Origin of the sequence: Nannocystis exedens (assembly GCF_002343915.1) — a bacterium.
Lineage (GTDB): Bacteria > Myxococcota_A > Polyangia > Nannocystales > Nannocystaceae > Nannocystis > Nannocystis exedens.
The window spans coordinates 10,209,972-10,226,221 of record NZ_NETK01000001.1 but is presented as its reverse complement, the minus strand read 5'-3'; the positions used below and the strand labels follow the sequence as shown (position 1 = coordinate 10,226,221).

Below are 16,250 nucleotides of genomic sequence, written 5' to 3'. Positions count from 1 at the left end.
GCATAGAGGGCCTCCTCGGACCAGCTCCAGTCGCCTTGATTCGACACGCGCGCGACCATAGCGTCGGCGCGCGGACGGTGTAAAGCTGCCGCGCCGATGACCGACACGCCCCCGACCCCACCGGTTGCGACCCCCCGGACCTCCGGCCCCGACGCCGCCGCGCTCGACGCCGCCGTGGGCGATCTCGACCGACAGCTCCGCGAGCAGGTGAAGCGCGCCCTCGGCGTCGAGCTCGACGGCTCGGTCACCTCGCTGGCCTTCCTCGACCACTACCTCGGCCTCGCCCGCAGCGAGACGCGCGCGCCGATCCTCGACCTCCTGGCCGCCTCGGCCGGGGCCTACTTCGGCGAGCTCGTGCGGCGCGAGTTCGGCGGCACCTGGGTGGGCCGCGCCGGCGAGCCGCGAGGGTATCGCCTCCTGCTGGGCGCCGCGTACCTCCACTTCACGCCGGTCGCGCTCGCGCTGTCCGCGATCCTCGGCCGCGAGCCGGACGACGAGGACGTCGACTGCGGCCTGCACCTCGACATCCGGAGCGGCTCCGAGCCCGACGGGGCCAGCGACGCCGCTTTCATCGAGGAGCGGCTGATGGCCGTCCCGCCGGTCCCCGAGGATCAATTCTACACGCTGACCACGCGCTACGAGACGATCGCCCTCATCGTCGATCTCCTGGCGCAGCGGCGAGCGCAGGGCGGGTCTGAGCCTCACACCTACACCCTCGACGATTATTCCCACGCCCTGTCCTAGGTATTCCGGCCGCGCGCCCCGGTGTAGACTGCGCCCGAGCGATGCCCGAAACCGCCGAGATGCCCCTGCTCGAGATGCTGCAGGTGCTGTCGCGGACTCCGACCAGCGAGCCGCAACTCCGGGCCGTGGTCGCCGTCACGTGTGCGCGTTGGTGTGTGGTGCGCGGCGAGGACGGCGAGGCCCAGCGACTGCTCGCCCACGCCTTGGAGCTGGTGCCGGACCTGCGGCCGGCGATGCGCCTCCTCTACCGGATCTTTCTCCGGCGCGGCGACATCCGCAACTCCGTTCGCTACCTCGATCTCGAGATCCGGGCCACTCGCCACCCGCGCGAGGCGGCCGCGCTCTACCGCGAGCGAGGTCAGCTCGTCGAGACCCACTTCAAGGATCGCGCCGCCGCATTGCAGTGTTATCAGGCGGCCCTGCGCGCGACCCCGAAGGACCTCGCGGTGCTGCGCTCGGTCGAGGCCGTCACCCTCGTGCAGGGCAATCTCATGGCGCTGGTCGCCAACCTCGAGGCGCAGCTCGAGGTCCTGCACGACCCGCGGGCCGTCGCCGCCGTCGCGCGCGACCTCGCGGTGCTCGAGACCCGCCAGGGCGGCGACCTCAACCTCGCCGCCGCCCTCCTGATCGCCGCCAGCGAGGAGCAGCCGGGCAACCTCCTCCTCATTCAAGACCTGTTCCGCGTCGCCGAGGCCGCCGGCAACGCCGAGCTGATGCTGCGCGCGCTCGAGGCCGAGGCCGACGCGCGCCCGCCCGAGCAGCGCGCCGGCCCGCTGGCCCGCGCCAGCCTGGTCCTGCGCGAGGTCCGCGAGCGCGCCGCCGCCGTCTCGCTGCTGCACGCGGCCGCCAAGCTGCAGCCCGACAACTTCAGCCTGTGGCGCAACCTCGAGGAGCTGGCGATGGCGACCGCGCGCTACGACGTCGCCGTCGAGGCCTGCGCCGGCCAGCTCAAGGCCATCGGCGGCTCGGACCCCGGCACCGAGGCCGAGCTGTTCTACCGCCTCGGCAAGCTGGCGATGATCCGCCTCGACCGCGTCAGCGAGGGCCTCGGCGCCATGCGCCGCGCGCTCAAGCTGTTCCCCGGCCACACCCCGGCGCTCGAGGACGCCGGCCGCTACCTCATCGCCAACGAGTCGTGGCACCAGCTGCTCGAGCTGCTGAAGCTCCAGGTCGCGACCGCCGAGGCCGCCGGCCTCAGCCCCGAGGAGCGGGCCCAGGCCCAGCTGCGCGCCGGCCAGGTGCTCGAGGAGAACCTCAAGGAGCTCGAGGGCGCCCGTCAGCTCTACGAAGAGGCCGTCGCCTCCTCGCCCACCTATCGCCCCGCGCTCGATCGCCTCGAGCGGGTGCTCCTCCAGCTCGGCCGCTTCGACGGCCTGCGCGAGCTCTACAGCGGCGAGCTGCAGCGCGGCGTCGGCGGCCCGCGGCGGGTCTTCCTGCTGTCGATCCTCGCCCGCCTGCACGAGCGCCAGGGCGATCCGTCGGCCGCGATCAAGTGCCTCGTCGCCCTGCTCAAGGAGTTCCCGGAGCACCTGCCGTCGCTGCAGCAGCTGGCCCGTCTGCTCGCCAAGGCCGGCCGCGCGCGCGAGCTGCTGCAGGTCACCGAGCAGGAGATCAAGCTGACCATCAGCCCGCTGCGGCGCGCCAAGCTGCTGTTCCGCAGCGCCGAGCTGGCGCTGCAGATGGGCGACACGGGCCACGCCGAGGCCAGCCTGCAGGAGTCGCTCGAGGAGGTCCCCGACCACCCGCCGACGCTCGCGCTGCTCGAGCGGATCCTCCGCGACCGCGGCGACGACGTCGGCATCATCGACCTGCTGCGCCGCCGCCTGCAGCGCGCCGTCGATCCGGCGCAGCGGCTGTCGCTGCACCTCGAGATCATCCACCGCCTGCTCGCGCTCGGCGAGCTGCCGCAGGCGCTCGACGAGGTCGACCTGGTCCTTCAGACCTGGCCCGACCACCTCTCGACGCTGCACACCGGCGAGCGCCTGGCCGCCGCGCTCGGGCGCACCGAGGCGCTGCTCGGCTACCTCGCGCGGCACTTCGATCTGTCGCGCGGCCAGCGGGCCCGCGCCCTGCTGATCTACCGCGCCGCGCTGGTGCGGGCCTCCGATCCCGCCGGGATCTGGGCCGACCCCGGCCAGGCCGAGCAGGCCACCGGCGAGCTGCGCCGCGCCCTCGCCCAGTGGCCGAGCCTCGGCGGCGGCTGGACGACGCTGCTCGAGCACTGCGCCGCCAACGGCGACGGCGCCGAGCTCCGCGTGGCCGCCCGCGGCGCCCTGGCCCACGAGCGCGGCCTCGGCAACCGCCAGGCCGCCGCGCTGCTCCTGGCCGAGATGTCCGACTCGCCCGCGCTCGGCGTGCAGTACCTCGAGGCCGCCGCCGAGGCCCGCCCGCGCGACCTCAACACCCAGCTCCGGCTCGCCCGCGCCGCCCGCTTCAGCCGCCGCCCCGACCTCGTGCGCGCCGGCATGACCGCGGCCCTGGCGATCACCGCCGCCGAGGAGTCGGGCGATCCCACGTTCACCCACAGCCTGCGCTACCGGGCCGCCCGGGCCGCCGAGTCGGCCGGCGACCTCGACGCCGCCGACGCCGGCTACGCCGAGATCCTGGCCAAGGACGCGCGCTACGAGCCGGCCCGCCGGGGCCAGGCCCGGATCGCCGCGCGCCGCAACCTCGCGCCGACCCGCCGCGCCGCCGCCGACCTCAACACCGCCGCCGCCGCCGAGAAGGACTACGTCGAGCGGGCCGCCCTGCTGTGCGGCAGCGCCGACCTCTACGTCCGCGTCGGCGACCTCGACGAGGCCCTGTCGCGCCTCAACGCCGCCCTCGTCACCTGGCCCAAGTACCTCCCGGCCCTGCACGCCAAGGCCTGCTTGATGGAGCAGCGCGGCGCCCCGGCCGACCTCGTGGTCGCCGCCGACCTGCTGGCCCAGATCGCCATGCTCGTCGGCGATCCCGCCCACCAGCTCGCGCTGTGCGTGCGCGCCGGCCTGCTCGCGGTGCGGGCCCGCGACCCGGCCCGGGCCTGGCGCGCCCTGGCCCGCGCCCTCGACATCGAGCCCGCCTCCGATCCGGCCTTCTCCGCGCTGTGGCGGACCCGCGAGCAGCACGGCCGCGAGGGCGCCCTCCCGCTGCTCGGCCCGCTGACCCGCCGGTTCGACGCCCTGCAGGCCGCCAGGTCGCTCACCCCCGAGGCCGCCCGCGCGATCGCCCGCATCGTCGAGGTCAGCGACGGCAACGCCAGCGCCGCCGGTTTGCTCGAGCGGGCCGTCGGCTCGTTCCCCGAGCACGTCGCCCTCCGCGTCGACCTCGCCCGCCTCTACGCCCGCGCCGGCCGCGGCGGCGAGGCCGTGGCCCAGCTGCAGCAGGCCCTCCAGCGCGAGACCTCGCCCGAGCTGCGGGCCGTGCTCGAGTTCCTGCTGGCCGACGCGCACGAGCGCAACGGGGCCCCCGACGCCGCCTTCGAGCACTACCTCGCCGCCAGCCGCGGCGGCTTCCAGGCGTTCGTCGCCCTGCGGGCCGCCGATCGGATCGCCTCCGCGATCGGCACCGTCGACCAGCGCGTCGAGGTGCTGCAGCGCCTGCTCGAGCTCGGCGACGCCGACGAGCGCGTGCGCAGCCTGCGGGCCCTCGCCGACATCGATCGCCGGGTCCGCGGCCGCCCCGAGGAGGCCGCCGGCCTGCTCCGCGAGCTGCTGCGCCTGCGCCCCGCCAACACCGACGTCATCCTCGAGCTGCACGCCCTGCTCATCGAGCTCGGCCGCGCCGACGAGGCCCGCGTCGCTTTGCAGGCCGGCATCGCCGCCCAGCGGGCCCTCCTGCGCGACCGCGGCCTCGTGCGCCCGCACAAGGCCGGCCGCCCCGAGACCGAGGTCGTCGTCGACGCCGACCCGATCGCCGGCCTCCTGCGCCTGTTCGACGCCGCCGAGGAGTCGGGCGGCGTCTACGTGTGCGCCGCCGTGCTCGAGACCGTCGACCCCGACCTCGTCCCCGCCGGCCGGCGCTGCGAGGTCCTGCAGCCCGCCCCGTGGCCGCTGCCGACCGCCCCCGACAAGCCGCAGCCGTTCTTCACCGTCGACGACCCCGCCTGCGCCGCCGCGGTGCACCTCCTGCAAGCCGGCGTCAAGTACATGTCCGGCATACCCGGGGCTCCGCCGCCGCCGGTCAACCTGGCGCAGCGCCACAGCTTGCCGGCCGCCAGCTCGGTCGCCGTCGTCACCCGCGCGCTGGCCCGCACCCTCGGCGTCGGCGAGCCGCTGCTGTTCCTCAACCCGAGCGACGACAACGGCGTCGTCGCCCACGTCGGCACCGCACCGGTGCTGCTGATCGGCCGCAAGATCAACAGCGCCCCGTTCTCGCCGACCTCGCGCGAGGCGATCGGGCGGGCGCTGTTCCGCCTGTCGACCGGCGGCGACCACCTCCACCACGCGATGGACGACGTCGGCGTCATGGCCGTCCTGCACGGCCTGGCCAGCTGCGCCGGCGTCGAGCTCGACGACATCCACCCGCGCGACGAGAGCGTGTCGGACGCGATCATCGAGGGCCTCGCCGGCGCCGGCGTGGCGGTCGACTTCGGCGACGACGCCGAGGTCCTGGCGCGCAACCTCCAACAATTCTCCATGCCTGTCCTTCGGGACACCTTGCGTCAGGGCGAGGACCGGGCCGGCGCGATCGCCTGCGGCGACCCGCGGGTGCCGCTGCGCCGCCTGTCTGCCCGGCCCGCCGGCTCCGAGGCCGCCGCGCCGCCCAGCCTCGCCGTCCCCCGCGCCGCCGCGCTGGTCGCCTACCTCGTGTCCGAGGAGCACCTCGCGCTGCGCCGCGCCCTCGGTTACAACGTCGAGCTCGAGCTCGAGCTGAGCGACGTCGAGGAGCTCCCCGCATGACCGGCCCGCGCAAGCCCCTCCCTCTCGACGAGTGCGGTCGCCCGCTCGACCTCGGCGCCGCCCCGGCCGAGCGCGTCACCGGCAGCGGCCCGCCGCCGTCGCTGCTCGACCTGCCCGACGCCTTCTGGCCGCTCGACCTCCCGCTCGCCCCCGGCGCGCTGGCCCTGCCCGCGGTCGACTGGTGGCTGCTCGCCGACGTCCTGGCCGCCGAGGCCGCGCGCGAGCAGAGCCCCGACCTGCGCGCCGCCCTGACCGGAGAGACAGGTCGAGTCCAGCGCGAGCGCCTCGGCCTGGTCGAGGGCGACGAGGCGCTGGCCGCCGGCAGCGCCGCGGTGCGCCAGGTCGCCGCGGCCGTACAGGCGGTCCGGGCCGACCTCGCCGCCGAGCTCGCCGAGCTGTTCCGCGAGGCCAGCGAGGAGACTCAGCCGCCGGCCGTGCGGGCCGCCGCGTGGATCGAGCACGGCCAGCGGATCGAGGACGCCACCGGCGACGTCGGCCGCGCCTACGCCAGCTATCAAGCCGCGCTGGTCGCCGTGCCCGACCACCCGATCGCCCTCGCCCTCGCGGTCGACGCCGCGATCCTGCTCAAGCGCCACAGCGACGCCCAGCGGCTGCTCTCGACCAACGTGCGCAAGATCGACATGGCGAGCCTGCGCGCCGCCCGGCGCCTCGACCTCGCCCACGTCACCGACGACCCGCGCCAGCGCCGGAGCTACCTCGAGCTCGCGCACACCGACGACCCGACCAACGCCACCGCCCTGCGCCGCTTGATCCGCACGATCCGCCACGACGGCGGCGGCACCCCCTCGGCGCTGTCGGAGCTGTACCGCCGCCTCGCCGGCCTCGCCGAAGATCCGATCACCGCCGCCACCGCGCTGCAGCTCGCCGTCGTCGTCCTCGGCAGCGAGCCCGTGCCCGCGCCGCTGCTCGCCGACGTGCGCGCGTGGCTGGACCGCAGCGCCGACGAGTCGGCCGCGCAGGGCCTGCTCGACGCCCTCGCCTACGCCCTCGCCGGCCAGGCGCTGGCGCGGCACGGCGGCGAGCCAGACCCCAACTACATCGAGATCCTGGCCCGCCTCGCCCCGCTGCTCGACGACACCCGCGAGCAGGCGATCGTGCGCGAGCAGATCGCCCGCATGCGCTGGAGCGCCACCCCGCTGGCCGCCCGTCAGAGCGCCATGAGCGACGACGGGACTCTGCGCCGCCTGCAGGACAGCGGCGACGACGACATCCAACCCGACCCGCTGACCGACGACGAGGCCGCCGCCTACCGCCGCCTCGAGGTCGACCTCCGGTTCGTGCGCACGCACCTGCCCGAGCAGCGGTGGGTCTGGCAGGCGCTGGCCGACATCCTGCGGGCCACCGGCGACATCCCGGCCCTCGTCTCGCACCTCACCGAGTGGGCCCAGCACCAGCCGCACGGCGCCGAGCGGGCCGCGATCCTCGTCCGCCTCGGCTTCGTCCACGAGGAGCTCGAGCGCAACCTCCCGCGCGCCGCCGAGGTCTACGAGCTCGCCGTCGCCGAGGACCCGCGCAGCGCCCACTGCCTGCGCGCGCTCGGCAGCGTCTACGAGAAGATGCGGCGCTGGGCCCAGGCCGCGGCCACCTTGCAGCGGCAGGCGCGGGAGTCGACCGAGGGCAGCGAGCGGCTGGCCGCGCTGCGCCGGATCGCCGCCATCGCCGAGAACGAGCTCCACGACGTCGACCTCGCGATCGCCACCTTGCAGGAGATCGCCCAGCTCGATCAGGACGACGTGCTCGCGCTCTACCAGCTCGCCGGCCTGTGCCGCACGCACGGCCGCACCCCGGTGCTGATCGCCACCCTGCAGCTGCTCGTCGATCGCCTCGAGGAGAACACCGCCCGCACCGCGATCCTCGTCGAGCTCGGCGAGGCCCAGGAGTTCCACCTCAAGCACCGCGCCGCGGCCCGCGAGGCCTACGAGCGGGCGCTGGCGATGACGCCCGGCTACACCCCGGCGCTGCGGGCTCTGGCCCGGATCTACCGCGACAGCGGCGACCTCGACGACCTCCTGCGCCTGCACGAGCCCGAGCTCGACCCGACCAGCGACCCCGCCGTGCTCGCGCTCAAGGCCGGCCGGATCTGCTTCGAGGAGGTCGGCGACATGGACCGGGCGATCGACTACCTCACCCGCGCCTACCGCCTGAACCCCGACCTCGTGCCGGCGCGCGAGGCCCTGCTGCAGCTGCTCTCGGCCAACGGCCGGATCCGCGAGGCCTACGACCTGCTGCGCGCCCAGGATCTGCCGCACAGCCCGGCGCTGCTGGCCGACTACCACTACCGCCTCGGCCTGCTCGCCGAGACGCTCGCGCGCAAGGACGCCCGGCCCGACCCCGACACCGCCCTCGTCGACGAGGATCGGGCCCTGCAGCACTACCGGGCCGCGCTCGCCGTCCAGCCGCTGCACGGCCTCGCCAGCGAGCGGGCGCGCCGGCTGCTGGTCGCCAACCGCGACATCGGCAACCTCATCCGCCTGCTCGAGGATCAGAGCCAGCACCTGAGCGGTCCGGCCAAGGCCGGCGTGCTGGTCCACCTCGCCCGCCTGCACCTCGCCGAGCGCAACCTCGACGAGGCGCGGCGGACCTACGAGGAGGCGATCGAGCACACCCCCGACGACGCGATCCTCCTGCGCGAGTACAAGAACCTGCTGCGCAAGGTCGGCGACACCGAGTCGTTGCCGAATCAACGGCTCCGGCTCGCGCGCGTCAGCGAGGACACCCACTACAAGGCGACCCTGCTGGTCGAGTCGGCCGAGGTGCTCCTGCGCTCCGCCGCCCCCGAAGATCGCGAGTTCGCCGCCAACGCGATCCTCGGCGCCCTGCGCGAGGACCCCGGCAACCCCTACGCCGTGCGCCTGCTCGAGGGCCTGCTGTCCGACCCGAACAACCCGCTGGCCATGACCGACGCCGTCGGCGCCCGCGCGGTGCGGGCCCAGAGCGACGGCGAGCGGGCCATCTTCTACCTCGAGAGCGCCGAGCTGCTCGAGCAGGCCGGCGCCGTCAACGAGGCCCAGCGGGCCTACCGCGCCGCGCTGCGGGCCATGCCCTCGCTGGCGCCGGCCGAGCTCGGCCTGCAGCGCGTCTCCTCCGGCGCCGCGCGCGAGTCGGCCGCGCCGAAGACCAAGGCCGTCAGCGTCCACACCCTCATGGCCGAAGCTCGTGACGCGGCCGTGCGGGCCGGCAACACCGGCAAGCCGGCCGACGCCGAGGTCGCGCTCGGGCTCCTCGGCCAGATCTTGGGCCGCGACCCGCACTACCGCGACGCCATCGGCCTCGCCCGCGCGCTCGCCAGCCAGCTGCCCGAGCCCAAGCCCGCCCTCGACCTCCTGCGCACCGTGTTCGGCCGGATCAGCGACGCCGGCCTGCGCTACGAGCTCGGCGTCTACCTCGGCGAGCAGAGCACCCGCGACGAGGACGCGCTCGCCTACTTCACCGTCGCCGCCCAGGCGAGGCCCGACGGCAAGCAGGCCCTCCGCGGCCTCGTGCGCTGCTACCAGCAGCTCGGCAAGGAGGCCGAGTCGGCCCGCGTCATGGAGCAGCTGCTCGCGCTCTACGACCCCGCCGATCCGTCGGCCGTCGACCTGCGCCTGATCCTCGCCGGCTACCTCGCGCGGTCGCCCGAGACTCTGGCCCGCGCGCTCGACCACGGCCGGATCGTCCTCGCCTCGCGCGGCGACGACCCGCGGGCGATCACCCTCATGGCCGGCCTGCTCGAACGGACAGGTCAGCCCGCCGAGGCCGCCGAGCTGCTCGATCGCCTGTGCGCCCGCGAGCGCGACCCCGATCGCCTGCACGAGCTCTACTTCCGCCGCGCCAGCCTGCTGGCCGAAGTGCCAGGTCGCGAGGCGCAGGCGCTGGCCGCCGTCGAGCGGGCCGCCGAGCTCGGGCCCGGCAACCGCACCACGATCCTCCTGCTCACCCGCCTGCTCGAGCGGCTCGGCCAGACCGAGCGCGTCTCGACCTTCCTCGAGCCGATCCGCCTGGCCATGCTCGGCGGCATCGGCCGCGGCGCGCTCAACCCGAGCGACATCCGCCTGCTCGCCGAGGTCGCCAACCGGCCCAACCCGGCGCTGGCGCAGATGGCCCGCCTCCTCGTCCACGCGCTCGAGCCCGCCGAGTCGACCAGCCTGCCCGACGGCTTCATGCGCCCCGCCTCGGCCCAGGGCCTGCAGGCCGCGTTCGCCACGCCGGCCCTGCGCCAGCTCTTGTTCGCCCCCGGCGAGCTGCCCGACATCAACGACCTGCTGACGTGCGTCGAGACGGCGATGGACCGGATGTTCCCCGAGTTCACCGGCCTCAACGGCGACGAGACGGTGCCCGTCCCGCCCAACGTCGACACCGGCGCGATCCGCAACAACCTGCAGCAGTGGTGTCGCCTGCTCGGCATCGAGGACATGGCGATGCGCGCCACCTCGATCAACAACACCGTCGCCGTCCTCGACGAGGGCGAGGAGCCGACGCTGCGGCTCGGCGTCAACCTGTGGCTGCGCGGCGACCCGATCAGCTGGCGCGGCCTCGGGGCGCTGGCCCTGGCCCGCCGCGCCCTCGGCGGCGGCCGCGTGCGCTCGCTGGTCCCGGTCGAGCTCGACCTGATGATCGCCGCCAGCTTCGAGGTCACGAAGGTCTTCAACGCCATCACCGCCGACCCCGACGCCCGCCGCCTCCGCGACGTCGCCAACAACCTCGGCAAGAACCTGCCCCGCCGCCAGCGCCGCCCGCTGCTGCGCGTCTGCCAGGCCCTCTCGAGCCACCACTTCGAGCCGGCCGCGACCGCCCGCGCGACCCTCACCACCGACCTGCGCATGGCCCTGCTGCTGTCCGGCGACGTCGCCGGCGTCCTGTCCGCGGCCTGCCTCCTCGACGGCTTCGCCAACGGCAACATCAAGCAGCGCATCGTCCTCAGCCGCAACGCCCAGGACCTGTGCGTGTGGATGCTGAGCGACGCCTACCTCGCGCTGCGCAAGGCGGTCGCCTGACGGTCGCCTGACGCCCGGGGACATGCCGGTCCGGGCATGTTTGTCGAGACATGTCCGTGCGAACATGCTCCCGGGGACCGGTAGGTTGAACGGGCGCATCGAGCGCGGCGAGGGCCGCGGAGCCAGCGTGCCCAGGGCCCGGAGGGCCCGTTCACCCGTCATCCGAACCTCCAGGCCGCGGACGGGTGCCGTTCGCTGCCATGACAGTGCCGGCGACCGCCCACGCCGCGCCGCCCGTGGCACCGAGCAGGACGAGTGCCAGGCCGCGCCGATGGCATCGAGGCGCGCACGCGCGGTGTCGGCGGGGGTGTAATGCTCCTGGGGGTCCAGCGTCTTGCTGCAGCCCCCGTGCATCTGGACCACATCTTCGAGGAACCCGACGTGCGACCGCTCCACCCATCATCCTGCACTTGCCGCGAGCACCCGCTGCCGGCGCCGATGCGCGTCCGCGACGCCCGAGACGCTTACCTGGCCGAGAACGGATTTACGACCGGGTCCTACGACGCGCCGACGACGGCAGGTTCGTTGTTCGGCCTGAGGTTCTCCGTGCCCAATCCGCCGGCGCATCGACGGGCGATCCGCCTGCACGACCTGCACCACGTCGCGACCGGCTTCGGTACGGATCACGCCGGCGAGGCCGAGCTCTCGGCGTGGCAGGCACGGCGCGGCCTGCTGTCGGCGGGCGCGTACGTGACGGCGATCGTCCTCACCAACGTGGCCATGGGGGCCGTCGTCGCGCCGCGGCGCACGTGGGCCGTGCTGCGGGCGCCGAGCACGGGTCCGTCGCTTTTCAGCGTCGAGGTCGACTACGACGCGCTGCTCGAGCGGACCGTCGGTGAGCTGCGCGCGCTGCTCGACGTCCCCACGGACGGCCTGGCAACGCATCGGCGCGAGCTCCACCCACACGCGCCGCGCTCGGCGTGACTCTGCTCCGCGCCCTGCGCGTCGGACGCCCGCTCGGGCGCGTCAGCGGCTCCCACGTTCGACCGTCATGCTCTGCAAGCTGGTGCTTGCGTGCAACCTCGGCCACCGCCTCGACCGTCGCACTTCGCCCTGCCCGCCTCGCTCCATCCGCCGCTTCACGGCAGGGCGGGCCGGGCGCTCAGCGGCGCGCCAGCAGCTCGGCGTGGTGGCGCAGGTGGTCGCCGATCATCGTCGCCACGAAGAAGTACCCGTGGTCGTACCCCGCGTGGCGATGCATCGCCACCGCCTGCCCGGCCCGCGCGCAAGCGGCCGCGAACACCTCCGGGCGCAGCTGCTCGCCGAGGAATTTGTCGGCCTCGCCCTGATCGATGCGAATGAGGTCCGCGCGGCGGCGGCCGTCCTCGACCAGCGCCGTCGCGTCGTACGGGCGCCAGCGCCGCTCGTCGGGCCCGAGGTAGGCCGAGAACGCCTTGATCCCCCACGGCACCTGCGACGGCGTGGCGATGGGCGCCAGCGCCGACACCGAGGCGAACGTCGCCTGTTCGCGCAGCCCGAGGACCAGCGCCCCGTGGCCGCCCATCGAGTGGCCCATGATCCCGAGCGCCCCGGCCCGCAGCGGGAAGTGGCCCGCGATCAGGGCCGGCAGCTCCTCGGCCACGTACGAGTACATGCGGAAGTGCCGCGCCCACGGCGACTCGGTCGCGTCGACGTAGAAGCCTGCCCCCTGGCCGAGGTCGTAAGCTGGGTCGTCGGCCACGCCGGGCCCGCGGGGGCTCGTGTCGGGCGCGATCACGATGAGGCCGAGCTCGGCCGCGTAGCGCTGGGCGCCGGCCTTGACCGTGAAGTTCTCCTCCGTGCAGGACAGCCCCGACAGATAGATGACCGCCGGCAGCGCGCGGGAGCGGCCCTGTTCGGGCACGAACACCGACAGTCGCATCTCCGTCCCGGTCGTCGTCGACGCGTGGCTGTAGGTCCCCTGTACGCCGCCGAAGCAGCGGCTCTCGCCGATCGTCCGCAGTTCCATCGCCTGCGAAGCTAGCACCGGGCGCCGCCGCGTGAAAGCCTGCCGGCGGCCTCGGCCGCGGCGCGCCGGGGGGGCCGCCTGGAGGCGCCTGCCCGCCCGCCCGCGAACACCGACGCCCGGGTCCGCGAGCACGGGCGACCTACGCCTCGGCGCACGAGCTCCGGCCGCGACGCCAGGATCATCTGTCCGCAAAGACAGGCCCGCGGCCGCGCTCGTCGGCCCACGCATCGGCCCGCGAGGTTCCTCCGCGACCACAGGCTGACCTATCCGGAAGGACAGATCCTCGCACCTGCTCGCGCGAAGGCGGCTCGCCGACGGGCTCGCCTATCCACAAAGACAGCTCTCGAGCGCCCGTCCCGAGCCGGCCTGCGCTGCGGAGCGAGCCGGGCCGCCGGCCCCGCGCGTACGCACCTGTCCTCGCAGACAGCTCTACCCGCCCGCGGGGCGAGCCCGGCCGCCGCCGGGTTCGAGCGCACCTGTCCTCGCAGACAGCTCTACCCGCCCGCGAGGGCGAGCCCGGCCGCCGGCCCAGGTTCGAGCGCACCTGTCCTCGCAGACAGCCTACCTGTCCTTCAGGACAGGCGTCAGAACCGGCCGCTGAGGCCGAGCCCGCCGCCGCCGGGCGTGAGGGCCGGGAACACCGACAGCACCGACGCGCGCTCGCGGTTGATCCGGCGGTGCTTGGCCAGCTTGACCGAGCCGAGGATGATCAGGCCGAGGCCGGCGGCCGCCAGGAACACGCCGGCGGCCAGCGCGATGTCGGCGCGGACCTTGGACGACAGCTCGATCTGCGTCGCCGCCGTGCCGGTCGTGCCGGTGTCGGTCCCCATATCGCCGGTGTCGGTCCCGGTGTCGCCGGTGTCGCCGGTGTCGCCCTCGTCGCGGAAGCCGATCAGGGCCGATTCGGCGGCCCCCTCGGCGGCGAGCTCGCTCGAGCTCTTCTTGAACTCGTGGGTGCGGGACCAGTAGATGAGCGCCGCGCCGCCGCCGCCCGCCACCACGCCGACCGCGAACGCGGCTCCGATCCAGGCCGGCGCCGCGGGTTGGGTGATCTCGCGGTTGTAGGGGCGGCCGCCCGGGGCCGTATCGATCTCGGGCGGGATCTTCTTGATCTTCGGCTGCGCCTCGTCGATCCGCTTCATCACCTCTTCGAGGCGCTTGCGGGCGTCCATCGTCTCCGGGTAGCGGTCGCAGGCGCTGCCGTAGCGCTTCTTGCAGGCCTTCAGGTAGTCGGCGATGATGAGCTGCCCGCGCTTGAGCATGTCGACCTCGCCGGTCTCGACGTAGAGCTGCTCGTAGGCGGTGACCGCGTTGAGCAGCATGGCCGAGCGGATGGCGTGGTTGGTCTCGTTCTCGGACAGGGCGTCGAGCGCCTTGACCCACAGGCGGGCGGCCTCGCGGTAGTTGCCCTCGTCGAAGCGGGCCGACGCCTCGGCGTCGAACTGCAGCGCGAGCGTGTCGCTGCCGACGTTGGGCTTGCGCGACATCGTGATCCCCGAGCTGTTCTTCGGGCCAGATCCGGAAGTCGCCCGGGCGCCGGGGGCGACCTGCCCCTCCTCGAGCGGGGCGTCGGGGATCGCCTCGTCGCCGGCGTCCGGCATGTCGGGGTCGATCGGCCGGCTCGTGCTGGCGGTGCCGGCCGGCGCCGCCTGTTTCTTCGCCGGCTTGGCGGCCACGGGCGGCGCGATCAGCGAGGCTGCGAGCACGACGCACAGGCCGTGGAGCGGACGACGCGAGAGCTGCATGGACGTCCGTGAGGATGACGCGACCCCCCCGGCTCGCGCAAGGCCTCGTGTTCAGCGTCAAAAAGCCCTTCCAGGCCCGCCCCGGCGCCATTTGGGCACGACCGGAGGTCAAGTTGACACGCCACCCTGTCAACCTGGCGCTGCGCACCTGCGCACCCCCCCGGTTTGCGCCGAAAACTCGCCTCGCGCGCGCACATGTGCGAGGGGCTGGGCGTGACCCCGAGCGAGACCGCGGCCCCGGACCCGGGAGGCGACCTCGTCGCCGAGCCCGCGGAGGGTTCGCCGTCGCCCGTCGCGGACGAGGGCGAGGAGCGGCGGGCCATGGACCCCTGGCTGTTCTTCGCCGCCATGTCGCTGGCCTGCCTCGGCCTCGTCATGGTCTACAGCGCCAGCGTCTACACCGCGCGCGTGCGCTACCACGACTGGGAGTACTTCCTCGGCCGCCAGAGCGTGCTGTTCGCGCTCGGCACCGGCGTCATGGTGCTCACGTCGCGGCTCGACTACCGGATCTTCCGCCGCTTCGCCCCGCACCTGATGGGCATCGGCCTCATGGGCCTGCTGCTCGTGCTCGCCGTCGGCGACGAGGTCAACGGCGCCCGCCGGTGGATCCGCGCGCCCGGCATCAACATCCAGCCGAGCGAGCTCGCCAAGGTGTTCCTGGCGATGTTCCTCTCGGCCATGCTGGCCCGCCAGGGCGAGCGCGTGCGCCGCTTCAAGGCCGGCTTCCTCCCGCCGCTGCTGGTCGCCTCGCTGACCATGGTCCTGGTCCTGCTCGAGAAGGACCTCGGCACCACCATCCTCCTCGGCGCCGTGACGCTGACCGCGTTGTTCGTCGCCGGCACGCGGATCACCTACGTCGTCGCCGCGATGATGCTGGCCGCGCCGCTCGCCTGGTCGCAGATCGTCGGCGTCGGCTTCCGCAAGGGCCGCCTGCTCGACTTCCTCTCGGGCGAGCAGTCGTACCAGATCCAGCAGTCGCTGATCGCCGTCGGCTCGGGCGGCACGTGGGGCCTCGGCCTCGGCGCGGGCCGGCAGAAGCTCGGGTTTTTGCCCGAGAACCACACCGACTTCATCCTCGCCAGCATCGCCGAGGAGCTCGGCCTCGTCGGCGTGTGGACCGTGATCGGCCTGTTCTGCCTGCTGGTCTGGCGCGGGCTCGTGGCCGCGCGCGGCGCCCCGGACCGCTTCGGCACCTACCTCGCCGTCGCCCTCTCGGCCCTGTTCGGCTTCCAGGCCTTGATCAACATCTCGGTGGTCCTCGACGTGATCCCGGCCAAGGGCATCACCCTGCCGTTCCTGTCGTACGGCGGCTCCTCGCTGCTCGTCAGCATGGGCGCCACCGGGGTCCTGCTCTCGATCTCCCGCCGCCCGCGTCCGTGGCGGATCAGCGACCAGCGCAACCGCGCCCCCGCCCCCGAGCGGCCCGCGCGGACCGACCGCCGCCAGCGCTCCGCCGAGCCGCCGCGCAAGTCGTGGTGGCCGTGGAAGCGCACCCCGGCCGCGCCCGCCGGCCCGCGCCGCAACGCCCGGATCGCGCGCGGCTGAGCGCCGGCCTCGCGCGCGGCGAGACGCGAGGCGCAGGCGAGCCGCGCGACGGTCTCGCCCGCCTGGGCACCGTCGCCGCGCCGCTGAAGCCGCGCGGCGCCTGGGACATGGAAGGCCCGCTGAACTCGCCGTCGGTCGCCCATACGGGCCGCGACGGACTGGTTCAACCTCGGCGCGAGCGGAGCCCCGCGCGAGGGCACAGGCGAGCCCGCGACGGATCCGCCCGCCAAAGCCCGACGCCGCGCCTGGCGGCGTGCGGTCGTCCGCACGCCCGGGCCGCCGCGCTCCGCATCGCTGCCGAGCCCCGGGCGCCCGGCCGCGAGGTCGTGCCCACGCCCGGCATTTCGCGCCCCGGCGCCGGGCGGGTGGCGAGCGCCGGAGAAATCGCCAATAC

General features: G+C 74.4%; 7 protein-coding genes. 5 read left to right on the top strand and 2 right to left on the bottom strand.

From position 1 onward, the window contains the following. Positions 1-96: 96 nt before the first annotated feature. The 4 genes from NAEX_RS39820 to NAEX_RS39805 all read left to right on the top strand — a co-directional run bounded on the left by NAEX_RS39820 (position 97) and on the right by NAEX_RS39805 (position 11,542). Complete coding sequence (locus NAEX_RS39820; protein WP_096332683.1) at positions 97-744, top strand: hypothetical protein; 648 nt, start codon at positions 97-99, stop codon at positions 742-744. 41 nt (positions 745-785) lie between these two features. Further along, a complete protein-coding gene (locus NAEX_RS39815) occupies positions 786-5,624 on the top strand; it encodes a tetratricopeptide repeat protein (protein WP_096332682.1) in 4,839 nt (1,612 codons plus the stop codon). Next, the gene (locus tag NAEX_RS39810; RefSeq protein WP_096332681.1) at positions 5,621-10,618 is read left to right on the top strand and encodes a tetratricopeptide repeat protein; all 4,998 of its coding nucleotides are present in this window, start codon (positions 5,621-5,623) and stop codon (positions 10,616-10,618) included. Before NAEX_RS39815 ends, NAEX_RS39810 begins: the two co-directional genes overlap by 4 nt. 255 nt (positions 10,619-10,873) lie before the next feature. After that, positions 10,874-11,542 (top strand): hypothetical protein, encoded by a 669-nt coding sequence (locus NAEX_RS39805; protein ID WP_143140646.1) that lies wholly within the window; start codon positions 10,874-10,876, stop codon positions 11,540-11,542. 178 nt (positions 11,543-11,720) lie between these two features. Here the strand turns inward: NAEX_RS39805 and fghA are convergent, their stop codons facing one another. Both fghA and NAEX_RS39795 read right to left on the bottom strand, forming a co-directional pair. Continuing rightward, the gene (gene fghA, locus NAEX_RS39800) at positions 11,721-12,566 is read right to left on the bottom strand and encodes an S-formylglutathione hydrolase (protein ID WP_096332679.1); all 846 of its coding nucleotides are present in this window, start codon (positions 12,564-12,566) and stop codon (positions 11,721-11,723) included. A gap of 584 nt (positions 12,567-13,150) precedes the next feature. Next, entirely contained in the window at positions 13,151-14,311 is a 1,161-nt protein-coding gene (locus tag NAEX_RS39795; RefSeq protein ID WP_096332678.1) for a hypothetical protein, read from the bottom strand. A gap of 213 nt (positions 14,312-14,524) precedes the next feature. Between NAEX_RS39795 and ftsW the strand changes: the two genes are divergently transcribed. Further along, on the top strand, positions 14,525-15,856 hold the full coding sequence (ftsW, locus tag NAEX_RS39790; protein WP_170136402.1) for a putative lipid II flippase FtsW: 1,332 nt from the start codon (positions 14,525-14,527) through the stop codon (positions 15,854-15,856). Positions 15,857-16,250 lie beyond the last annotated feature (394 nt).